The following is a 23,379-nucleotide window of genomic DNA, read 5'->3' as shown; positions in this document are numbered from 1 at the left end:
TCAATGTCTCGGATGATTCAGCTGAAATGCCGGACACGGCCGTAACAGCCTAAGGGGACCACGAAAGCGGGGGCCGAAAGGCGACGGGGTCAGCGCATCGCGACCACTTCGTATCCCCGTTCCTCAGGCTCATCGTCCAGGATTTCAGGCGGGAAGCCGGGGGCGAGGACCTTGATTCCGGCGGATTCCTCATACCTGCGGATGATATTGGGCGACCACTCGTCGCCGCCATATTTCGCGATTCCGTCCTTGAAGATCTCGATCAACAGCGGGGACAGATCGAGCTTCGCGCCCGATTTCTCGGCAATCTGCTGGAACAGGCCGATATCCTTCAGGACCAGTTCCATGGTGAAGTTGATGTCCCGCGAACCGTTCAGGATGACCTGGCTTTCGGTCTCGTGAACGAACGAGTTTCCCGACGAGATCTTGATGCCCTCGAAGGCGATATTCATGTCCATCCCCGACAGTTTGCAGGTGGTCAGGGCTTCGGCCAGACTGACAAGATTGGCGGTGGCCAGGAAGTTCGTGACGACTTTCAGGGCGGACGCGGTGCCGAGGGCGCCGGTATGCAGGATCCGCCGTCCCATCAGCGTCAGAATGGGCAGCATCTTCTCGAAAGTGGCGCGGTCGCAACCGGCCAGTATCGCGATATTGCCGGTCGCCGCGCGATGGCAACCGCCGGAAACCGGACAGTCGACCGGATGGGCGCCGATCGCTTCGACCTTCGCGCCCAGCCGTTTCACCTCGCCCTCGTCCGTTGTCGACATCTCCGCCCAGATTTTACCGTCGGAAAGCCCTTCCAGGATGCCTTCCGGCCCTTCGACGACGGCGGAACAGATCGCCGGGCTGGGCAGGCAGGTGATGACGATGTCGCATTCGGCCGCCATCGCCTTCGGACTTTCGCCCCAGGCGGCACCTTTCGCCAGGAAGGGGTCCGCGGCGGCGCGGTCGAGATCCCGCACGGTCAGATGAAGCCCATTGTCGGGGCCATTGCGCAACAGGCTGCCGGCCAGTTTGCCGCCGACATTCCCCAATCCGATAAAACCGACCTTCATCCGCTAATTCCTTCCCAATATTTACTGAAACCACAGGCGGCCCGGATCATGACCGGTTCGCCCTGGTACCGCAGCCCTCGAATGAAAGACCCCTGTGTGAAGCAAATTCACGGCCCCCGCATTTCGATTGCCGACAGGGCGACATTCCCATTGCGTTCACCGGACTCCGGCGTATAGTCGCCGCCCGATGACAAGCGCCCTTTCCACATCGGTTTTCCCCCACGAGCATATTCTCGGCATGGAAGGCCTTTCGGCCTCGGAAATCACGTTATTGCTGGATACGGCCGACGGCTATGTCGAGCAGAACCGCCAGGCGGACAAGACGCGGGACCTGCTACACGGCCGCACGCTGATCAATCTTTTCTTTGAAAATTCAACGCGCACGCGGACGTCCTTCGAGCTAGCCGGCAAGCGTCTGGGCCTGGACGTGATCAACATGTCGGTCGCCACCAGCGCGATAAAGAAGGGTGAGACGCTGATCGACACGGCGATGACCCTGAACGCGATGCACCCGGATGTGCTGGTCGTGCGCCACGCTGATTCGGGGGCGGTCGAACTGCTGTCCCAGAAGGTCAACTGTTCCGTCATCAATGCCGGCGACGGCAGCCACGAACACCCGACCCAGGCGTTGCTGGACGCGCTGACCATCCGCCGCCGCATTGGCCGCCTGAACAACCTGACCGTCGCGATCTGCGGCGACATCGCCCATAGCCGCGTCGCCCGGTCGAACATCCATCTGCTGCAGACCATGGGCGCGCGCGTCCGCGTCGTGGCGCCGCCGACCCTGCTGCCGCCGGCCATAGACCGGTTCGGGGTCGAGGTCTTCACGGATATGCGCAAGGGCTTGGCCGATTGCGATGTGGTGATGATGCTGCGCCTGCAGCTGGAACGCATGCAGGGCAGCTTCGTGCCGTCGGTCCGTGAATATTACCGTTACTTCGGGTTGGATGCGGAAAAGCTCGGCTATGCCAAGCCGGATGCCTTCGTGATGCATCCCGGCCCGATGAATCGCGGCGTGGAGATCGCTTCGGAACTGGCCGACGACATCGACCGCTCCGTGATCCGTCAGCAGGTCGAAATGGGCGTCGCCGTGCGCATGGCCTGCATCGACATTCTGACACGCAACCAGGCCCGGCCGGGAACCGACACGTTCGTCGATCCGACCGCAACCGACGGGGGGAACTAGACCATGCCCGCCGGACGCATAGCCTATCTGAATGCCCGCCTGCTGGACCCGGCCACCGGCCTGGACGAAACCGGCGCGTTGCTGGTCGAGGACGGCAAGATCGCCGATTTCGGCGCCCATCTGTTCAAGGGCGGCGCGCCGTCGGTGCGCCAGGTCGTCGATTGCGAGGGACTATGCCTCGCCCCCGGCCTTGTGGATATGCGTGTGCAGCTGCGCGAACCGGGCCAGGAACATCTGGAAGACATCAACAGCGCCGGCGACGCCGCGCTGGCCGGCGGGGTCACCCAGCTGGCCTGCCTGCCGAATACGGAACCGGCGATCGACGACGTGCCGGTGGTGGAATTCATCGCCCGGCGCGCCCGCGAAGCCAAAAAGGTGAAAATCAACTGCTATGCCGCCCTCACCAAGGGGATGCAGGGTAAGGAATTGACGGAAATCGGCCTGCTGTCGGATGCCGGTGTCGTCGCTTTCACCGACGGCGAGAAGCCGACCACCAACGCCAAGACGCTGTCACGCGCGCTGAAATATGCGGAAGCGTTCGATGCGATGATCGTGCAACACCCGGAAGAACCGACGCTGGCCGACGGCGGGCTGATGAACAAGGGCGAGCTGTCGAGCCGTCTGGGCCTGGCCGGTATCCCGCGCGAGGCGGAAGTCATCATGGTCGAGCGCGACTTGCGCCTGGCCGCCATGTCCGGCACCCGCTTTCATTTCGCCCATGTGACGACGTCGGACGCGCTGGACGCGATCCGCAAGGCGAAGGCCCAGGGCCTGCCGGTCACTTGCGATACCGCCCCGCATTATTTCGCGTTGAACGAGACCGCGATCGGCAACTATCGGACTTTCGCCAAGGTTTCGCCGCCCTTGCGCGACGAGGCGGACCGCCAAGCGGTCGTCGCCGCCATCGCCGACGGCACGATCGACGCGATTGCCAGCGATCACGCCCCGCATGACCAGGATTCCAAACGCCTGCCCTTCCCGCAGGCCTCCTTCGGCATCATCGGTCTGGAGACTTTGCTGCCGCTGACGCTGGAACTGTACCACAACCGGCACATGTCCCTGTTGGAGGCCCTGGCCGCGGTGACCTGCAAACCCGCCGATCTTCTGCGCCTGAAGGCCGGAAGACTGCGCCGGGGAGCGCCGGCCGACCTTGTCGTCTTCGACCCGGATCGCCCCTGGCAGATCGACGAGACCCAGATGAAGAGCCGGTCGAAGAACACGCCCTTCGACAAGCGTCCTGTCCAGGGCAAGGTGCTGATGACCATCGTCGACGGCCGGACGCTGTACCGCGCGTCCGACGCCCCGCTGTAAGGTCCGACGGCGCATGAACGGCACCCTGCCACCCTTGGAGATTTCCGCCCTGGCGCTTGCCTGCGGTTACCTGTTCGGCTCGATTCCCTTCGGCCTCGTGCTGACGCGGTTGGCCGGCCACGGCGACCTGCGCCAGATCGGGTCCGGCAATATCGGCGCGACCAATGTCCTGCGCACCGGCAACAAGGGCCTTGCCGCCGCGACGCTGCTGCTGGACAGCGGCAAGGGCGCCATCGCCGTCCTGATCGCCGCCTATCTGGCAGGCCCTGTCGCCGGCATTCTCGCCGGCGTCGCCGCCGTCTTCGGGCACAATTTTCCGGTCTGGCTCCGTTTCAAGGGCGGCAAGGGCGTCGCGACAACGCTCGGCGTCCTGATCTCCATCGCCCCGTCGGTGGGGCTCGGCGCCTGTCTGGTCTGGCTGCTGGTCGCCCTGGCGACCCGTTATTCCTCAGCTTCGGCCCTGGCGGCGCTGCTCGCCGCCCCGGCAATCGCCTGGGGCCTGGACCTGGAGCACGTCTCGGTCGCAGCCGCCGTGCTGGCGGCCCTCGGCTGGATCAGGCATCACCAGAATATCGGCCGCCTGATCGCCGGCGAAGAGAGCAAGATCAGCTTCAAACGTAAAAGTTGAATCGAATAATCTGATCGCCTTTACGTTGACTCGCATCGCCGCCCGGTCGAGGATTGGGCATGAGCGATGAGGCGACAAACACCGACCATCCACTGTCTGATCAGGAACGTATTGCCCGTTTCCGACTGGCACGGACGGAGAATGTCGGTCCGGTCACTTTCCGGCAGTTGCTGCACCGATACGGCTCGGGATGCGCGGCGCTGGACGCCTTGCCCGAACTGGTCCGCCGCGGCGGCCGGGCTCGCGGTCACCGCGTCGCGTCACCGGAAGATATCGAGCGGGAACGGCACGCCGCCGAGCGACTGGGCGCCGTGGATCTGCATTTAGGTTGCGACGGCTATCCGCATCCGCTGGCCGCGATCGACGATGCGCCGCCTTTCCTTTACGTGCTGGGCGATCCGGACCTGCTGCAATCCGACTGCATCGGCATGGTCGGCGGGCGCAACGCGTCGGTCGCCGGCAAGGGCTTCGCGCGCAAATTGGCCGCCGATCTCGGTCATGCCGGCTTCACGATTGCATCCGGCATGGCCCGGGGAATCGACACCGCCGCGCATGAAGGTGCGCTTGAAACCGGCACGATTGCCGTCCTCGCCGGTGGCGTGGACGTGGTATTCCCGCCAGAGAACGAAGCCCTCCACAAGGCCCTGGTGGAGCGCGGCGCCGTGATTTCCGAAATGCCGCCGGGCATGCAACCGCTGGCCCGGCATTTCCCGCGCCGTAACCGGATCATATCCGGCCTTTCGCTGGCCGTTGCGGTGATCGAGGCCAAGCGCAAATCCGGCTCCCTGATCACGGCGCGCCGGGCCGCCGAACAGGGCCGCACCGTTTTCGCCGCCCCCGCCGCGCCGATGGATGTCCGCGGCACCGGTTGCAACGACCTGATCCGCGACGGCGCGACATTGGTGCAGAGCGCGGACGATATTCTGCAGGACATGCCCGCCTCTTTCGGCGATCGCCCGGGTCAGACAGCGGGAACGGGCCTTTCCGAGATCATGACATCGGGCGGAGACGAACCGGATGAGAGTGAAATCCTGACCGCCCATGATCAGGTCGAACGCGGCTTGAGCAGCACGCCGGTGGCCGTCGACAGCTTGATCAGGGAACTGCGCCTTCCCGCGCCATTGGTTAACGCCGTCTTGCTGGAAATGGAGCTGGCCGGAACGCTCACCCGGCACCCTGGCGGATTCATATCACGCTAATAAGATCGTAAAATCAGACTCCTCTCACACATTTTAGCTAGTTCTTCATACGCGGATATGTTAACCGTGGTTGAAATTTGGCGTGCTTGTTAACAATAAGTTTACACTTCGCACGCATACTCGTTGCTGAGGTTTGGGGGAGACGGGGCACGGGTGAAGGCCATTGCGGCCGGCACCGATGTGCTGTTAGGGAGAAGCCATTTCGGGCAGGGCCCGATACGATTTAGTCCCGCCGTCAGTGCGTCTTGCACCCCTTGATCCGACAGTTTTGAAGCGGCTGTTACCGTTGTGTTTTGGGGTGTCTGCAATGTCCAGTTTGATGTCAGACGACGCGGGTAACGCTCAAGCGAACAGAAAGTCCGGGATGGGGATACCGGACGGATCGGTTAGTGCGAAAAAAATGGGTTCCGCGTCGTACGAGAGATTGTTGAAACTCGCCCATCAAAGAGCTGTTGATGGCAAGGGCGGGCTGGCAGCGTCAATCGCCAAGATGTGTCTGGATTCGCGGGCCGACCTGAACGAGGAAGAACTCGCCCTCACCTTCGACATTCTGCGCAAACTGATCGGCCAGGTCGAAGTTCAGATTCGCCGATACATCGCGGATTACCTGGCCGAGCGAGTCGACGTGCCCCAGGACCTGCTGGATTTCCTCGCCAACGACGTCATCAATGTCGCCTACCCGATCCTGGTGCATTCCACACAGTTGGAGGATGAGCATCTGATCTCGATCATCAACCGCAACAGCGCCGCGCACCAGATGGCGGTCGCAAAGCGTCCGGGCCTCAGCGCCGCGGTCAGCGACAAACTGGTCTCCACCGCCAATACCGAAGTCTTGATCAATCTGCTTAGGAACCTGTCGGCGGAAATGACGCCTTGGGGCCTGGGTGAAGCGGTACGCCTGTCGATCCGTGACGAGGAACTGCAGGCCCCCTTGCTCCATCGCCGGGATTTGCCGCCGGCCGTGGCAAAGCGGATGTACGGTTGGGTCGGGGATGCCCTGCGCGACTATATTAACCGCAACTACGACCTGGACCGGGTGGTCATCAGCGACGCGGTCTCCGCCGCCGTCGAAGCGGCACTGAACGCCGAGGATGCCGGCATCGACTGGTATGACGAAAAAGGCCGCGACCACGCCCAACGCCTGATCGGCGCCCTGGAGGCGCAGGGCGAGGACGGTTTCATTGCGGCAGTCGGTGAGGTAATCGGCCGGAATGAGGTCGAAACGCGCGCGATGCTGACGCGATCGGGCGCGGAATCGCTTGGCATCATGTGCCGCGCCTTCGGCATGGACGCCAACCAGTACACGACGGTCATGCCCGAAATTCTGGGCCATCGCACCATGAAGGAGATGCGTGAGCAGAACCTCGTTAAGCCGGCAATCGAGGCCTTCGAAGCGGTGACCAAGGATCACGCCAGATCGACCGTGAATGCCTGGTGCATTGCCGCGAAAGCGACCAGACACTGACGCGTTTTCCGGCCGCTTGCGACATTAGCAACTTCTTTGAGCAGTTGACGGCAACCAATCTGCCGTGCCAGTACCTCGCGTCCTGAACAGAGCAATCGGGGGCCAGGTTCCTTACATGGCGGAAAAAAGCGTAGTCGTCGTCGAATCGCCGGCGAAGGCCAAGACCATCAATAAATACCTCGGCGACGGTTTCGAGGTTCTCGCCAGTTTCGGTCATGTCCGCGACCTTCCGGCGAAGGATGGCTCCGTCGACACAGACAACGATTTCGCCATGCGCTGGGAAGTCGACGCCCGCGGCAAGAAACAGCTCGATACCATCGCCAAGGCCGTCAAAGGCGCGCAGCATCTCTATCTCGCGACTGACCCGGATCGCGAAGGTGAAGCCATTTCCTGGCATGTGAAGGACGAACTTGCCCGCCGCAAGGTGATCGATGGCATGGATGTCAGCCGTGTCGTCTTCCACGAAATCACCAAGAAGGCGGTTACCGAGGCGGTCGACCACCCGCGCGAACTGGACCAGGCGCTGATCGACGCCTATCTGGCGCGCCGCGCCTTGGACTACCTGGTCGGGTTCACTCTGTCGCCGGTCCTGTGGCGCAAGCTGCCGGGGGCCCGGTCCGCCGGCCGCGTTCAATCGGTCGCCCTGCGCCTGATCTGCGAGCGCGAGGCGGAAATCGAAGCCTTCCGGCCACAGGAATACTGGTCGGTCGAGGCGCTGATGGCGACGGCCGCGGGCGAGGCCTTCAAGGCGCGCCTGACCCATCTGGACGGCAAGAAGCTGGACCGTTTCGACCTGGGCGGCGAAGCCGCGGCGAAACGCGCCGTCGCCATGGCCGAGGGCCAGCCCTATGCCGTCACCAAGGTGGAACGGAAGACCCAGAAGCGGAACCCCGCCCCGCCCTTCACCACCTCCACCCTGCAGCAGGAAGCCAGCCGCAAGCTGGGCATGGGCGCCAGCCGCACGATGAGCGTCGCGCAGCGCCTGTATGAAGGCATCGAACTCGGCGGCGAGACGGTCGGCCTGATCACCTATATGCGTACCGACAGCACCGTGCTCAGCGGTGAGGCCATCGCCGGATGCCGCCGCGCCATCCAGAACATTTTCGGCGACACCTATCTGCCCGACTCGCCGCGCGTATACCGCACCAAGGCCAAGAACGCGCAGGAAGCGCACGAGGCGATCCGCCCGACGGACCTTTTCCGGAAACCGGAAGACGTCGCCCGTTATCTCGACAAGGATCAGCAGCGGCTCTACGAACTGGTCTGGAAGCGGACCATGGCGTCGCAAATGGAAAGCGCGGTCATCGACCGGGTCGCGGTCGATATCGAAAGCGGAAACGGCGCCGCGACCTTCCGTGCGAACGGATCGGTCGTGAAGTTCGACGGTTTCCTGAAACTGTATTTCGAGGATGTCGACGACCGCGCCAGTGACGACGATGACGAACGCCGCCTGCCCAACATGACCGAGGGCGAGGCCTCCACCTTGAAGGAAGTCATCCCGGAGCAGCATTTCACCCAGCCGCCGCCCCGCTATACGGAAGCGAGCCTGGTGAAAAAGATGGAGGAACTGGGGATCGGGCGTCCGTCCACCTACGCTTCCATCCTGAAGGTGCTGCAGGACCGGAACTACGTGCAGTTGGAAAGCCGCCGTTTCGTGCCGGAGGATCGCGGTCGCCTCGTCACCGCTTTCCTGTCCAGCTTCTTCGACCGTTACTTCGAATACGGCTTCACCGCCGATCTGGAAGAGCAGTTGGACGACGTGTCCGACGGCCGCCGCGACTGGCGCCAGGTGCTGCGCGAGTTCTGGGAAAACTTCTACAAGATCGCTGAACACACCAAGGAACTGACCGGTGTCGAGGTACGCGACACGATCGACCGCGAACTCGGCCCCCACTTCTTCCCGGCGGACGAGAACGGCAGCACCGAAGCCGCCCGCGTCTGCCCGGCTTGCGACGGCGGCCGGCTGAGCCTCAATTTCGGGCGCCACGGCGCTTTCATCGCCTGTTCCAACTATCCGAATTGCCGCTATACGCGCCAATTGGGCGAGGACGGTTCGGAAGATGGCGAAGAGGCGAATTACCCGAAAATCCTGGGACCCTATCCCGAGACCGGCGAAGACGTCAGTCTGCGGAAAGGACCCTACGGCCTCTACGTCCAGGTCGGTGAGCAATTGCCGAAGGAAAAGGGCAAGAAGGCCCCGCCGAAGCCGAAACGGGCTTCGCTGCTGAAAGGCATGACCGCGTCCGACGTGGATCTGGATCTTGCCCTGCGCCTGCTGGCCCTGCCGCGGGAAATCGGAACGCATCCGGAGAGCGGCGCCATGATCACCGCCGGCGTCGGCCGGTTCGGACCGTTCCTGAAGCACGGCAACGCCTATGTCTCGATCCCGGCGGATGACGATGTACTGTCGATCGGCATGAACCGTGCCGTGGAAGTCATCGCCCAGGCCGGGGAGAAGGGTAAGGCGCGCGCCACCCGTTCGCTGGGTGAGCATCCCGAGGACGGCAAGGCCATTACCCAGGGCGCCGGCCGTTTCGGTCCCTATGTGAAGCACGGCAAGCTCTACGCCTCGATCCCGCGCGACGTCGATCCGGACACCGTCAGTCTGGAGGAGGCCGTCCGGCTTCTCGCCGAAAAGGCCGCCAAGCAGGCAGCCAAGGGCGGCCCCGCGAAAAAGGGTGCGGCCAAGAAAGGCGCGGCGAAGAAGGGCAAGGCTAAAAAGGCTGGCGCCAAAAAGTCGGGCGCCAAAAAGGCCGGGGCAAAAAAAGCGGCGGCCAAGAAAGCGGCGGCAGCGAAATCGGCCGCCGGATCGGATTGATCCACGGTGACCGACGACCGCAACAGGCTTCCCACCAAACAGGAAATCCTGGACTACATCCAAGACAGCCCGACGCCCGTCGGAAAACGTGAAATCGCCCGCGCCTTTCAGATCAAGGGCGGACAGCGTGTCGAGTTGAAGGCCCTGTTGCGGGAACTCGAGAACGAAGGCGCGATCGACAAAGGCCGCAAACGCAAGCTGGCCCCGAAAGGCGCCCTGCCCGAGGTCGCCGTCGTCATGGTCGCCGAGGCCAGCATCGACGGAGAACTGTTCGCCAAACCGGTCGGTCCGCATGCCGAGGTGGAAGCGGAAATCATCGTCGTTCCGGGCGGTCGCGCGACCGGATTGCCCAAGCCGGGCGACCGCGTTCTCGCCCGCCTCAAACGAATTGGCGAGAACCGTTACGAAGCCCAGCCGATCCGTATCCTGCGCGCCGGGCCGGAGAATATCCTCGGTGCCGTGACGCGGACACCCAAGGGCTGGCGCGTGAAACCGACGGACCGCCGCATCGATCGGGAATACACCCTGGACAGCGTGCCGCAGGAGGTTCGCGACGGCGATCTGGTCCTGGTCCGTCCCCTGCCCGCCCCCAGTTCGCGCCGTTTCGAGAACGTCGCCCGCGAAGCCGAGGTGGTGGAACGGATCGGCAATCTGTCCGATCCCAAGGCGTTCAGCCTGATCGCGATCCACCAGAACGGCATTCCCGTCGCCTTCCCCGAAAAGGCCCTGGCCGAGGCGGACAAGCTGAAGCCCGCGGAACTGGGCAAGCGGGAGGACCTGCGGGACGTTCCGCTGGTCACGATCGACGGCGCGGATGCGCGCGATTTCGATGACGCGGTCTGGGCAGAAGCCGATGACGACAAGGAAAACCCGGGCGGGTTCAAGCTGATCGTCGCCATCGCCGACGTTTCCCATTACGTGCCGTCGGGCAGCGCCCTCGACCGCGCCGCCCGCCAACGGGGAAACTCCGTCTATTTCCCGGACCGGGTCGTCCCGATGCTGCCGGAGCGTCTGTCCAACGACCTTTGCTCGCTGCGCCCGAACGAAGAACGGGCCTGCATGGCCTGTCATATGGTGATCGATTCGAACGGCCGGCTGCTGCGCCACCGCTTCAGCCGGGCGCTGATGAAGTCAGCGGCGCGATTGACCTATACCCAGGTCCAGGCCGCCATGGACGGCACGCCGGACGATACGACCGACACCTTGGTCGAACCGATCCTGAAGCCCCTTTACGCTGCCTACCGCGCCCTTTCCAAAGCGCGTGAAGAGCGCGGGACGCTGGAACTGGACCTGCCGGAACGGCAGGTGAAGATCGGCGAGGACGGCAAGATCTCGGAGATCACCGTCCGTGAACGCTTCGACAGCCACAAGCTGATCGAGGAGTTCATGATCTGCGCCAATGTCGCCGCGGCGGAGGCACTGGAGGCGAAACAGCCCCGCACGCAAATCCCGATCATGTACCGGGTTCACGAACCGCCGCCGCTCGACAAGCTGGAGGCCCTGCGCGACAGCCTGGCCGTGCTCGGTTTCAAGTTGGCCAAGGGAGCGGTCATCAAGCCGCGCATGTTCACCGGAATCCTGGAACAGGCGGAAAAGGCGGGGAAAGGCCCGCTGGTGTCGGATATCGTTCTGCGGTCCCAGTCGCAGGCGATCTACGCTTCGAACAACATGGGGCATTTCGGCCTCGCCCTAAGGCGGTACTGCCATTTCACCTCCCCGATCCGTCGGTATTCCGACGTCTTGGTTCATCGCGCCCTGATTTCCGACTATGGACTTGGGAAAGATGGTCTGGGCGAGGAGGAAATCGAGAGTTTCGATGAAATCGCCGACGCGATATCCGGCACGGAACGCCGCGCCGCCACGGCAGAGCGGGAAGCAACGGAACGCTATGTGACCGCCTATCTGAGCGACCGGGTCGGCGCCGAATTCAGCGCCCGGATTTCCGGCGTCGCGCGATTCGGCCTGTTCGTCGCCCTGGACGAGACGGGCGCGGACGGCCTTGTCCCCATCAGCACGCTGTCGCCTTGGGACCGCTATCACCACGATGAGGTGCACCATTGCCTGGTCGGGCGCGAGAACGGCATCGCCTTCACCTTGAGCGACCGCGTGACCGTCCGCCTGACCGAAGCGAATACGCTGACCGGCGGCCTGGTCTTCGAAGTGATCGATGGCGGCAAACCGGCGTCCAAGCAGATCACCAGGAATATCCCGCGCGCCTCCCGGGGTGGGGCCTTCGGCAGCCGCCGGGGCGGTCCCAGCGGCACGAAGGGCGGCAAAAAGGGCGGCAAGGGTCGCGGAAAGACCAAGGGACAGCCGCGCGGCAAACGCTGAACCGGAAACGCTTCACCACATTGCGTTCAGATCGTCGCTTGCGTCGGGGGCGAACCGGCGTCACCCTCCCTGTGCCGCTTCGGCGGGCCATTATGGGGAAATGGCGGGTGGATAGAGGCGCGGATGGTCGCACCATTTGGTAAAGGGATGAAGCGGTTGCTGGCCGCGGCCGCGTTGGCCGCGCTGACGGCCTGCGCCAGCGGCCCGCAGCAGCCCGAACCCTTCACCCCCACCCTTACCACGGAGATGTTCGGCGCCATCCTGACCGCGATCGAGACCAACTACATCGAACGCCAGGAAGCCGGGACATTGACCTTGTCGGCCCTGGAGGCGATCAGCGAGATCGATCCGGGATTCTCCGTGGATTCCGACGAGGGCACCATCCTGCTGATCTATCGGGATGACGAGGTCTTTCGCGCGGACATCCCGGCCGAGGAGAGGATCGACCAATGGGCGCTGCAGGCGGACAGGGTGCTCGCCGCCGCGCGGGCCGTTTCTGAACCCCTGCGCGATGCGAGCGACGAAAAGGTCTACGGCATCATGTTCGGGTCGATGGTCGGGCTGCTGGACCGCTATACCCGTTACGCAGGCGCCGATGAGGCGCAATCGAACCGGGAATCCCGGCAGGGATTCGGCGGGATCGGCGTTTCCGTCGGCCCGCATCCGCTCGGCGCCCGTGTCCTCACCGTGACGCCGAGCCATCCGGCCCAGGCCGCCGGCATCCATGGCGGCGACATCCTGGTTTCGATCGACGGCCGGCCCCTCGCCGGCACACCGCTGCGCCAGATCATCCGGATGCTGCGCGGGCCGGTCGAAAAGCCCGTTGTCCTGAACATCAGCCGCGCCGGCTTGCAGAACCCGCTGACGGTCACGGTCGGCCGGACGCATATCGTCCCGAACACCGTGTTCTTCACCCCCAAGGGCAAGGCCGCGGTCATCCGCATAACCGCCTTCAACGACCGGACCCCGAAACGGGTCGCCGAGGCGGTGAGCGAAGCGCAGGCAGCCCTGGGTCCGGACATGATCGGTTTTATTTTGGACCTGCGCGGCAATCCGGGCGGCTTGCTGGACAAGGCGATCGATGTTGCCGACCTTTTCCTGCATAGCGGCACGATCTCCAAGACCGACGGACGCAACCCCAGAAGCTTCCAGAATTTCGAGGCGGAACCCGGCGACATCTCGCTTGGGAAACCGCTGGCCGTGCTGATCGACGGGGCGACCGCATCGGCGGCGGAAGTCCTGGCGGCCGCCCTGCAGGATCAAGGCCGCGGTGTACCGATCGGCTTTTCCTCCTTCGGGAAAGGAACCGTGCAGACCGTGCTGGATATGCCGAACGGCGGTGAATTGATTCTGACCTGGGCCCGATTGCTGGCGCCGAGCGGCTATGTCCTGCATGAGGCCGGCGTCATGCCGACGATCTGTTCCCAGTCGTCGGTTCCTGTCGATTCGCTGCTAAGGCACGCTTTACTGATCGAACCGGCGACCACGATCCACAACCTGGCGCTGCGTCGGCGCGTCGGTCCGAACGAACCCGCGGCGCGGGAACATGTCGCGACCCTTTGTCCCTGGCGGCCGGAAGAAGGACCGGACCGTGCCGTCGCCACGGCGGTTCGCCTGTTGCAAAGTCCCGATCTCTACCAAACGGCAATAACCCTGGAATTGCCTCCCGCCTCGTGACAGGCTGTGTCCGTCGCTGCCGCCCCGGCAGCCATCCATCCCTTCCGGAACGTGCACGCGTTGCCCGCGCGCCTTCTGACGCTGGAGCCTGATCATGTCCGTGATACCGCGCGACGCGGCCAGCCTCGTCCTGCTGCGAGGCACGCCCGAGAAACCCGAAGTCCTGATGGGCCGCCGAAACGAGAACCTGCGCTTCATGCCGGGCTACTACGTCTTTCCGGGCGGCACCGTGGACGACACCGACGATGCCGTGTCCCAAGGCCTGGCGCTGCATCCCGAGACCATGAAAAGCCTGGCCCGCCACGCAGCGCCGGAACGTCAGGGCGCCCTGGTCTGGGCTGCCCTGCGCGAAGCCTGGGAGGAAGCCGAGGTGTTTCTGGGCGCGCCGGATGCCGGATGGTCCGTCGGCGAAGGCCTTTGCGCGGCGGCGGACGCCTACCGCGCCGCCGGACTGGCGCCCGCCTCCGACCGGATGGCATTCATCGCGCGCGCCGTCACGCCGCGGGAATCCCCCATCCGCTTCGACAGCCGATTCTTCCTTGCCGATGCCGGCGACGACGGTCGGCATGTCAGCGGCACGGCCCGCGCGACCGGGGAATTGGAGGACGTCTCCTGGCATCGGGCGGAGATGGTGATCGCCACCTATCCGATGGCGAACATCACCCGCTTCGTTCTGTCCCGGGCCCTGGCGATCTGGTGCGCCGGGTCCCCTGCCGGCGGGCCGTTTGAACCGTCGGACCGGCCGATCCCCTGCTTCACCCAACGCAACAGAAGCTTCGCGATGCGCGAGGACCGACCGGGCGATCCGCCGCAGATCGACCCGGAAGACCTGAAATGGCCCGACAGCGATTGAGTGCATGGAAACAGCCGGGCCGGGATGCGGCGCATTCCTTTGCTTGACTTCGCCGTACAAATACCTAAGTTGCGCGCCGGACTCACGAAATACCGATGCGCCCTCGGGCGATCAGGGCCCCTTCCGAACCGATTGGGCCGTTGTCGGTATCGTCGAAGAAATGGGTCGATGAATTTGAATTAACCTGGATGGGCGCGGCCCAAGCCGGGATTCGGAATGAAAGGGTAATCCCATGGCCAAACCGGCGACTTTACAGGTGAAGATGGTCAGCACCGCGGACACGGGCTTCTTCTACGTGACGAAGAAGAACCCGCGCAATCTGACCGAGAAGCTCGAAATGCGGAAATACGACCCGGTCGTCCGCAAGCACGTCGTCTTCAAGGAATCGAAGATGAAATAAGAACGATCGCGCTTAAGCGATTGTTTCCGAAGGGCCCCTCGACGGGGCCCTTTGTCGTTTCAGGCGACATGGATCGCCAAGGCTCATCTCGAGACTTACCTGAATACCGCTCCACCAAAATAACAACACATTTTCTGCGACAATTCGTCGGAGCACCGTTCTTTGGTTTGAAACTTTCATTAGACTTTGGCAGATTTCGCCGTCCCTGACCGGTATTCGATTCGGTTTTGGTTTGTTGGTCGCGTATCGACGACTGTTTTCATCATTCTCAGGGATAAGGACGGGCCCGGTCGTCTGGACTTTCGATCGGGTGCCTCGGGTGTTTCCAGGGCTTGGGCGGTCCAAGGCCTTGGTGGGTCCTGGGGCCTTCCGCCGACCTGCGTTGTGGAGACAAGTGAATAACCATGGACGGATCGAAGGCAGTGCAGGGTGCGCTAGGCGGGATTTTCCGTCTGTTCCGCGCGTCTCCCGACAGCGGCCCCGGCCCGCAATCCATCGCCAATGAAATGCAGGCCCCGACGCCCCTCGGTGAACTGAAATCCGTCTTCGAAAAACTGAACCAAAGTGTCGCCGTAGCCGACTATCGTCAGCCCGGCCTGCCCCTGATTTATGTTAACCGGGCTTTCACGGACCTCACCGGGTTTTCCGCGGATGAAGCGATTGGCCGCCCCTGCGGCTTCCTGATGGGCGACGATCGCGAACAGCCCGAATGGATAGACTTCAAGACGAATGTGCAGCAGGGTCAGCCCGCCTCCGCCGCATTCCTGTGCTACCGGAAAGATGGAACGGCATTCCTTAACAGCGTCCAGGCTTCCGCCGTCATCGACACGGACGGCAAACCGCTTTACCTCGTCGCGTTTCTTCAAGATGCAACACGCCTTGGCGCACGCGCATCGAAACCAGATTGGTCGGAAGACCGCGTCTCCCGGATCGTCGCCGGCGCCAATGTCATCCTGTATGAGGCGACCGTCCCGGACCTGACCTTCACCTTCGTATCCCCCTTCGCGGAATCGGTACTGGGATACAAGCTGGCCGATTGGTTCGAACCCGGCTTCTGGGCCAGTCGGATCCACCTGGAGGATCGCGACCAGGCGGTCGAGGAACACAGGAGGGCGGCCACGGACGGGATGGAGCACGAATTCGAGTATCGAATGCTGTCCCGCAGCGGCGCGGTGCTGTGGATGCGCCACCTGACGACCGTGGAGGACCGTGCGGGCGCCGGAACGGTTGACGGGGACAAGCCCGGCCAGGTGCGCGGCGTCATCGTCGATGTGACGGAACAGAAGATCCTGGAGGACCGCTTCCGGCAGCGCGAGCATTGGAAGTCGATGGTGCTGGAAAACGCGCCCGACGCCATCCTGACCGTCGGATCGGAATTACGCATCCAATCCTTCAACGCCGCGGCCGAAAAGGTTTTCGGATGGCCGCGCGACGAGATTGTCGGGCAGTCGATCAACCTTCTCGTCCCCGAAGAACACCGCAACGCGCATACGGCCATGGCCATGGCCTATATGAACAAGGACCAGCAGGTCGCGCGGACCATGGGCGACTGGCGACTGCTGCAGGGGCGGCGCCGGGACGGCAGCCTGTTTCCGATCATGGTTCGGCTAGGCCATTCGGATATCGGCTCGCAATACCTGGTGACGGCAATCGTGCGCGACATGACAGATGTCGATCGCCGGAACCGGGAATTGAGCGATCTTTCCCAGCAATTGGCGGTGCAGTTGGAATTGGCCGAAAACGCCAACAAGGCAAAATCCCAGTTCCTCAGCACGATGAGCCACGAATTGCGGACACCGTTGAACGCGATCATCGGTTTTGCCGAATTGCTGGAAAGCGAGGCATTCGGACCGCTCGGCGCGGAACGATACCGGCATTACGCCGGCGACATCAGGACCAGCGGCCAGCACCTGCTGTCGATCATCAACGAGATACTGGATCTGTCCCGGATCGAAGCCGGCCGGATCGATCTGCAAATCGAGGACATCAATCTGTCGGAGGCGGTCGGCAACGCGATCGACGCGACAAGGCCGGTGATCCGCAAGGCGGACCTGACGGTGACCAGCGATATTCCCGAGGCCTTGCCGCCGCTCAGGGCCGATCAGCGCTCAATCCATCAAATTCTGCTGAACCTGCTGTCCAACGCCGCGAAGTTCACGCCACCCGGCGGCCGGATCGCGATTACCGCCTGCATGGCGGACGTGACACCGGACATCGAAATCGCCGTCGAAGACAATGGGCGCGGCATTCCCGCGCATATTCTGCCGACCTTGGGCACGCCGTTCCAGAAAGCGGGCTCGGCACATGACGCGTCCAATCCGGGAACCGGGTTGGGACTCGCTATTTCGCGCGGTCTGGCGGAACAGATGGGCGGTTCGTTGAGGATCGAGAGCGCGGAAGGCGAATGGACCCGGATCACGGTCACCCTGCCCGCCGCGCAATCGACCGAGAAGGCCCGCAGCGCGGCGGAGTGACCTGACCGGAACGGCGGTGATGCGTCAGCGCGCGCCGACCTTCTCCGCCATCATGCAAAGAAGTTCCCACATCATCGTGACGCCGACCAGCGCCGTCGCCCCGGACGGATCGAAAGGCGGCGACACTTCGACGACATCGGCCCCGACAATGTCCAGCCCGCGCAAGGCGCGCAGCATTTTCTGGGCGTCGTGGGTGGAATAGCCGCCGATCTCGGGCGTGCCGGTGCCCGGCGTGTAGACCGGATCGAGACCGTCCACATCGAAACTGACATAGACCGGGCCGTCGCCGACGACCTCGCGCGCCAGCTGACCGACCTTTTCCGGACCGAGATCGAAATACTCCTCGATCTCAACGACCCGGATGCCCTGTGCCAGGCCCCAATCCTTGTCTTCCGGCGTATAGAGCCCGCCGCGGATACCGATCTGAATCGTCCGTTTCGGGTCCAGCAGGCCTTCCTCGATGGCGCGGCGGAAAGGGGTGCCGTGGGTATATTCATAGCCGCCGAAATAGCGGTCCCAGGTATCGGTATGGGCGTCGAAATGCACCATGCCCAGCGGCCGGGACGTATCCGCGATGGCGCGCATGATCGGCAGGGTGATCAGATGATCGCCGCCGGCGGTCAACGGCAGGACGCCCTTTGCATGAACGCCCTTGTAGAAGTCCTCCACCCGCTTCAGCGTATCGATCAGATCGACCGGGTTCACTGGCGTGTCGCCGAGATCGGCGCAATTGGCGAGTTCATAGGGGCGGATGCCGGTAACGTGGTGGACATTCCGCATCAGCGTCGACTGATCGCGCATCTGGCGCGGTCCATGGCGCGCCCCGGCGCGGTTGGTCGTGCCGCCGTCCCACGGCACCCCGATCATGCCGATATCGACGGGGTCCGCCTCATCAACCGAGACATGCGGCAACCGCATGAAGGTGGGAATACCCGCGAACCGCGGCAATACGGTGCCTGAAACCGGCCGGAACTTCTTATCCTTACTCATTACACACGATCCCCTCGTTCACCGCCGCAACCGTCAGAGGTTACGGACTTTCTGCAATTCCCACGTGCCCCGACACTTCTTGCCTTCATAGGTGCCCTTGGCGGTTCGTTCCTCGAAACGGCCTTCGGCCTCGGCGAAGTTAAACCCCTTCCTCGACATGTCGCTGCCCATCAGGCGCCCGTCCTCGGCGATGGTACCGTCCATGTCGCCGATGCCATCCTGCCAGCGCAATTCGGCATCCAGATTACCGCCGCGGATCTCGGCCCGTATCGCGCCGCGTTTGGGGCAGTTTTCCAGACCATAGGTGAACAGGATCCGGCCGGCCCAGATCCCGTCATAGGCCGATGACCCGCCGGCTAACAGGTTCGCCGTATTGCACCCCGCGAGAGCGACGAGGAGAAGCGCGGCGACCGCCCCGCGTTTGAGCGGTGTGACGATGTTCGGCATTACGCCCGTTTCGCTGATGTTTGGCATCCGATCCGAGATCCTGCGTCGTTTGCATGCTTCACTGTCTGGGCGCCGATTTCCGGCAATGGGGTGCATCGCCGCCGGCATTCGAACACCGGCATTGCAACACTGGCATACGAACACCGGGCCTGCGTCACCGGCCGCGGCGGCGCCCAGCGCCCTTGGCGCCCGGCGCAAAGGGATTTTTGCCCCGGCGCACCAACAGGCGCAAGGGGATGCCGGGAAGATTGAAGGTTTCCCGCAGGCTGTTGATCAAATAGCGATGGTAGCTGTCCGGCAGGGATTCCGGGACCGAGGCAAAAACCACGAAGGTCGGCGGGCGGCTCTTCGCCTGCGTCATGTAACGCAGCTTGATGCGACGTCCCCGGGCCAGCGGCGGCGGATGCGCTTCCACATTGTCGGCCAGCCACTGATTCAGGGCGCTGGTCGGGATACGCGTATTCCACAGGTCATAGACCTCGAACGCGGTGTCCATCAGGGCATCCACCCGTTGCCCGCGCAGGGCGGAAACGGTCATGACCGGCACGCCCTTGGCCTGAGGCAGGGACCGCAGGATCCGGTCGCGCAACTTCTGCAGTGCTTCCTGGCGGTCGTCGACCGCGTCCCATTTGTTCGCCGCGATGATCAGCGCCCTGCCCTCTTCCAGAACCTGGCGCGCAATGGTCAGATCCTGTTTCTCCAGCATATCGGCCGCGTCCAGCAGCAAGACGACGACATGGGAAAACCGGATGGCGCGCAAGGTATCGGCCGCCGACAGGCGCTCCACCTTTTCACTGACGCGGGCCTTTTTGCGCAACCCGGCCGTATCGACCAGTTCCATCGGCCGGCCGTTCCAGGTCCAGTCGAGAGCGATGGAGTCGCGGGTAATTCCCGCTTCCGGCCCGGTCAGCAGACGGTCCGATCCGACGAGACGGTTGATCAGGGTCGACTTGCCGACATTCGGACGGCCGACGATGGTCAGCTTCATCTTGCGCGGCGCGGCTTCCTTCTCGAAAGCGGCTTCCAACGCTTCCTCGTCGATTTCGCCGTCCTCGTTTTCCGCCAGCAGCTTCTCAATGCGGTCCTCGATATCCTCGTCGGATTCCGCACCGTCCTCGTCACCGCCGGTCCAAAGCTCCTTGGCATCCCGGACGACGTCGTAAAGGTCGCTCATGCCCTCGCCATGCTCGGCGGAAACCGGCACCGGCTCCCCCAGCCCCAGTTTGAAGGATTCGTGCAGGCCGGGCTGTCCGGCGCGTCCTTCGCATTTGTTGGCAAGCAGGACCACCGGCGTCTTCGCCTTGCGCAGCACGCCGGCGAAATGTTCGTCCAGCGGGGTCACGCCGGCGCGCGCGTCGATCAGGAAAAAGGCCAAATCCGCCTCTTCCAGGGCCAGTTCCGTCTGCCGGCGCATCCGGGCTTCCAGGCTTTGGTCGGTCGCGTCTTCAAGCCCTGCCGTGTCGATCACGCGAAAGCGCAGGTCGCCGATTTTCGCGGGGCCCTCGCGGCGGTCGCGGGTGACGCCCGGCGTGTCGTCGACGATTGCCAACCGTTTGCCCACCAGGCGGTTGAACAGCGTCGACTTGCCCACATTGGGGCGTCCGATGATAGCGACTGTGAATTCGGTCATTTTCTCTAGCCAGGCCGGATCTTATCGATAGGCCAGCAGGCTGCCGCCCTCGGTTTGCAAGAGGACGGTGCCGTTCACCACGATCGGCGGCACACGAATGGGCGATCCGGCGTCGATCTTGCCCAGCGCCTTGCCGTTATACGGCGAAACCGCCCAGACTTCGCCCAAATTATTGGCCAGCAGCAAACGGTCCCCGGCCAGAATGGGACCGACCCAGGAAATCGGGTCCTGCCTGTCTTCCGGATCTTCCCAGATTGGCAGGCTCGAAACCCACTTCACCCGGCCGCCACGGCGCGTCAGGCACAGCAGATTGCCCTCGGTCGTGATCAGATACAGGAACTCGCCCGCGATCCAGGGGCTTTGCAGACCGCCCAGTTGCTGATCCCAGACGCGGCCGCCGGTGCGTTCGTCCAGCGCGATCGTCCGGCCGGCATGACTGACCGCATAGACCACGCCGCGGTCGATGACCGGCAGTCCCCGGATATCGGCCAACGTCGACAGGGTGTCGACGCGCCGGACCGTGGTCAGCGTATCGGACCAGATGGCGCGGCCGGTTCCCAGCCGCAACGCGAACAGTTCGCCCGACGAATAGGGCACCACCACCGTATTGCCTTCGATTGCCGGGCTCGCCCCGCCCAGCAGACCAGCCGTTTCGGAGAAACCGGAATGGGTCCAGGCCAGTTCACCGGTGGTCGCGTTGAACCCGCTTGCCTGGTTATCAATGGTGATCGCCACGACCGTGTTGCTGCCGGCGGAAGGCGCCGCCCGCATCGGCCCGGGCAGATTGGCCCGCCACAATTCCGTGCCCTGTGCGGCATCGATCGCGATCAGTTGCGCGAAGCCCGTGCTGGCGAAAAGTTTCCCGTCGTCATAGGCCAGGCCGCCGCCGAAGGCTTCTTCGTCTTCCTCGGGGACCTGCGGGTCGAATTCCCAGACGGCCGCGCCGGTATCGACGCGCCAGGCCCGGATGATGAAATCCCGGTCCATGGTGAAGACCAGTCCGTTGGCCGAGACCGGGCCGCTCAGGATCCGTTGATCCCCTTCCGACCCTGCCCCGAAATCCCGGCTCCAGGCCCGGGAAAGACCGTCGGCGACCTTGACGTGATGCATCGCATGGTCTGCGTAACCGCCGGCCTGCGGCCAGGCGGTGTTCGCGTAGGGCGGCGGCAGCAGCACGTCCAGATCCGCAAGCCGCGGATCCGGTTCAACGGCGCCGGATTCGATGATGACGGAAATACGCTGTCCCGGCAGCGGCGGCGCTTCCGGATCGCCGAACCATTCCTCGGTCAGGCTGCAGCCGCCCAACAGGGCGAGCGCCAGGATGGCGCCCGTCAGCCGGCCGCCCCCGGACCGAACCCCGCGCACCGGGGTCCTATGGGACAATTTCCAATCAGACATGGTCCGCCAACCCCGCCCCTTATTCCGGCAAGGTCTGCAGCAGTTCGGCAGCGCGGGCGCGTGCCGCGGCCGGCGCATCCAGATCGTCCGCGACCGCCGCCAGTTCCTGCCGCGCGGCGCTTGTGTCGTTCAGGCGCAGATACAGGCTGGCCATCAATTCATGAGCGGTGGTTCGCCAGGGCTTTCCTTCCGCGGCAAGCGGTTTCAGGCGGTCGATCAGCGATTGCGGGTCCGCGTCATCCGCCTGCTGCATCGCCATCAGGACCAGCGCCAGTTCCTGGTAGTATTCGGGGATCGAGGTATCCGCGGCCAGCTTCTCGTAGATCACCGCCGCGTTCTGCTGATCGCCGGCCTGCACCAAAAGGGCCGCCTGGCGCAGCGTCGCGACGATGCGGTATCCGGTATTGCCCTCATCGGCCAGCTGCCCCAGTTGGGCCGCGGCTTCCGACAGGTTCTGCTGTCCGGCAAGGTCGACCGCCTGGGCATACATCGCGGCAGCTTTTTCCCGCTGCTGCACTTCGTAATACTGCCAGCCCTTGTATCCGCCGACACCGCCGACGACGAGGATCGCCACCGCGACGACGTAGCGGCCATACTTCGCCCACTGCTCTTTCAGCTTGTCCTGGCGCAGTTCCTCATCAATTTCACGAAAGATTTCCGACACGCTATGACCCCGTATTCACGGCAAAATTTCTGTTATCTATCCGGACCGGCCGGCGGCAGCGGCGCTTCCCTCGGCATCGGTGACACCGGATGCGCCCGCACAGGCAGGTCCAAGCGCCTTCTTTACGGTGTCGCACCCGATGCGGCAACCGTTCCCGCACGGACCCAGCCCAAGAATCCGCCGATTATCCGGACCCCGGAGCAACGGAGGCGGCGGTCGGGAGAGACAACCCTGGCCTAGGCCCGGCACACATTCCATGGCACGATTTGTGCTTGGTGTAAGGGCGCTTGTTTAATGCCGGAGTGTTCCATGCAGGTAGAATACCTATCGAAACCCAGCGTTGCCGCGGCAAAACCGCAAACGCATCCTGCCCCCCGGACGGCCCGCCGCTTCGGCGCGGCCCTGGCAATTCTTGCCCTTACCGCCTGCGGCGGGGCGGAACCGGGTTTCCTCGCCCTGACGGCGGCAACCTCCACGGTCGTGAATTCAGACAAACTGCCGACCGATTTCATTGCCGATGCCGTCACCGGGTTGGACTGCAACTCGATCCGCCAATCGATGGACAAGGGACCGCTGTGCCGGGCCCCGGAACAGCGGGTCATCGAACGCCCGGTCTACTGTTACCGGACGCTCGGCAACATCAACTGTTACGACCATCCCGACCCCTATCGCGACGGCGCGGAACAGGTCAGCGGCACGATGCCCTGACCGGCCGGCGGGCGGCCTTGCCCGCCCGCGCCCGCGCCCTGCCTTTCAGTCCGGCAACGTAAGATTTCCGTAACAAAGCTCTTCCCTGCGGTTCCGGTCGCGGTATACTGATTTCGCGCCGTTCAGAAGCGTCGAGCGTGCAGAT

General features: G+C 63.7%; 18 protein-coding genes. 12 read left to right on the top strand and 6 right to left on the bottom strand.

Annotated elements, in window-relative coordinates:
* Nucleotides 1–89 precede the first annotated feature (89 nt).
* Entirely contained in the window at nucleotides 90–1,055 is a 966-nt protein-coding gene (locus ACQK2G_RS06880; protein WP_425404286.1) for an NAD(P)-dependent oxidoreductase, read from the bottom strand.
* 187 nt (nucleotides 1,056–1,242) lie between these two features.
* Here ACQK2G_RS06880 and ACQK2G_RS06875 point away from each other — a divergent pair, with 187 nt between their 5' ends.
* The 11 genes from ACQK2G_RS06875 (at nucleotide 1,243) to ACQK2G_RS06825 (ending at nucleotide 17,397) form a co-directional block, all read left to right on the top strand.
* Nucleotides 1,243–2,241 (top strand): aspartate carbamoyltransferase catalytic subunit, encoded by a 999-nt coding sequence (locus tag ACQK2G_RS06875; RefSeq protein ID WP_425404285.1) that lies wholly within the window; start codon nucleotides 1,243–1,245, stop codon nucleotides 2,239–2,241.
* Between the two features lie 3 nt (nucleotides 2,242–2,244).
* Nucleotides 2,245–3,552, top strand: coding sequence for a dihydroorotase (pyrC, locus tag ACQK2G_RS06870; RefSeq protein ID WP_425404284.1), 1,308 nt, complete (start codon nucleotides 2,245–2,247; stop codon nucleotides 3,550–3,552).
* 13 nt (nucleotides 3,553–3,565) lie between these two features.
* Entirely contained in the window at nucleotides 3,566–4,180 is a 615-nt protein-coding gene (gene plsY, locus ACQK2G_RS06865) for a glycerol-3-phosphate 1-O-acyltransferase PlsY (protein ID WP_425404283.1), read from the top strand.
* 59 nt (nucleotides 4,181–4,239) lie between these two features.
* Complete coding sequence (dprA, locus tag ACQK2G_RS06860; RefSeq protein ID WP_425404282.1) at nucleotides 4,240–5,379, top strand: DNA-processing protein DprA; 1,140 nt, start codon at nucleotides 4,240–4,242, stop codon at nucleotides 5,377–5,379.
* A 400-nt stretch (nucleotides 5,380–5,779) separates the two neighbouring features.
* A complete protein-coding gene (locus tag ACQK2G_RS06855) occupies nucleotides 5,780–6,844 on the top strand; it encodes a DUF2336 domain-containing protein (RefSeq protein WP_425404281.1) in 1,065 nt (354 codons plus the stop codon).
* Nucleotides 6,845–6,959: 115 nt separating this feature from the next.
* Entirely contained in the window at nucleotides 6,960–9,662 is a 2,703-nt protein-coding gene (topA, locus tag ACQK2G_RS06850) for a type I DNA topoisomerase (protein WP_425404280.1), read from the top strand.
* Between the two features lie 6 nt (nucleotides 9,663–9,668).
* Nucleotides 9,669–11,993: a ribonuclease R gene (gene rnr / locus ACQK2G_RS06845; protein WP_425404279.1), complete on the top strand. Its 2,325-nt coding sequence runs from the start codon at nucleotides 9,669–9,671 to the stop codon at nucleotides 11,991–11,993.
* A gap of 123 nt (nucleotides 11,994–12,116) precedes the next feature.
* Nucleotides 12,117–13,670, top strand: a complete 1,554-nt coding sequence (locus ACQK2G_RS06840) for a S41 family peptidase (protein WP_425404278.1) — start codon at nucleotides 12,117–12,119, stop codon at nucleotides 13,668–13,670.
* A 94-nt stretch (nucleotides 13,671–13,764) separates the two neighbouring features.
* The gene (locus ACQK2G_RS06835) at nucleotides 13,765–14,523 is read left to right on the top strand and encodes an NUDIX hydrolase (RefSeq protein WP_425404277.1); all 759 of its coding nucleotides are present in this window, start codon (nucleotides 13,765–13,767) and stop codon (nucleotides 14,521–14,523) included.
* Nucleotides 14,524–14,755: 232 nt separating this feature from the next.
* A complete protein-coding gene (gene rpmG / locus ACQK2G_RS06830; RefSeq protein ID WP_127764162.1) occupies nucleotides 14,756–14,923 on the top strand; it encodes a 50S ribosomal protein L33 in 168 nt (55 codons plus the stop codon).
* A 404-nt stretch (nucleotides 14,924–15,327) separates the two neighbouring features.
* Nucleotides 15,328–17,397, top strand: coding sequence for a PAS domain S-box protein (locus tag ACQK2G_RS06825; RefSeq protein WP_425404276.1), 2,070 nt, complete (start codon nucleotides 15,328–15,330; stop codon nucleotides 17,395–17,397).
* Nucleotides 17,398–17,421: 24 nt separating this feature from the next.
* Here ACQK2G_RS06825 and speB read toward each other — a convergent pair whose 3' ends face one another.
* The 5 genes from speB to ACQK2G_RS06800 all read right to left on the bottom strand — a co-directional run bounded on the left by speB (nucleotide 17,422) and on the right by ACQK2G_RS06800 (nucleotide 22,526).
* Entirely contained in the window at nucleotides 17,422–18,387 is a 966-nt protein-coding gene (speB, locus tag ACQK2G_RS06820) for an agmatinase (protein WP_425404275.1), read from the bottom strand.
* A gap of 33 nt (nucleotides 18,388–18,420) precedes the next feature.
* Nucleotides 18,421–18,861 carry a hypothetical protein gene (locus ACQK2G_RS06815; protein WP_425404274.1) on the bottom strand — a complete coding sequence of 147 codons (441 nt, stop codon included), beginning with the start codon at nucleotides 18,859–18,861 and terminating at the stop codon, nucleotides 18,421–18,423.
* A gap of 127 nt (nucleotides 18,862–18,988) precedes the next feature.
* A complete protein-coding gene (gene der, locus ACQK2G_RS06810) occupies nucleotides 18,989–20,464 on the bottom strand; it encodes a ribosome biogenesis GTPase Der (protein WP_425404273.1) in 1,476 nt (491 codons plus the stop codon).
* Nucleotides 20,465–20,485: 21 nt separating this feature from the next.
* Entirely contained in the window at nucleotides 20,486–21,862 is a 1,377-nt protein-coding gene (locus tag ACQK2G_RS06805) for a PQQ-binding-like beta-propeller repeat protein (protein WP_425404272.1), read from the bottom strand.
* A gap of 19 nt (nucleotides 21,863–21,881) precedes the next feature.
* Nucleotides 21,882–22,526, bottom strand: coding sequence for a tetratricopeptide repeat protein (locus ACQK2G_RS06800; RefSeq protein WP_425404271.1), 645 nt, complete (start codon nucleotides 22,524–22,526; stop codon nucleotides 21,882–21,884).
* 309 nt (nucleotides 22,527–22,835) lie between these two features.
* On the opposite strand from ACQK2G_RS06800, the gene ACQK2G_RS06795 reads away from it, so the two are divergent.
* Nucleotides 22,836–23,234 (top strand): hypothetical protein, encoded by a 399-nt coding sequence (locus tag ACQK2G_RS06795; protein ID WP_425404270.1) that lies wholly within the window; start codon nucleotides 22,836–22,838, stop codon nucleotides 23,232–23,234.
* Nucleotides 23,235–23,379: the final 145 nt, after the last annotated feature.

The sequence above is a fragment of the Hwanghaeella sp. genome (assembly GCF_965227365.1).
GTDB lineage: Bacteria > Pseudomonadota > Alphaproteobacteria > UBA8366 > Aestuariispiraceae > Hwanghaeella.
Note: the sequence above shows the minus strand (reverse complement) of the source record. Positions and strands in the feature narration are given on the sequence as shown.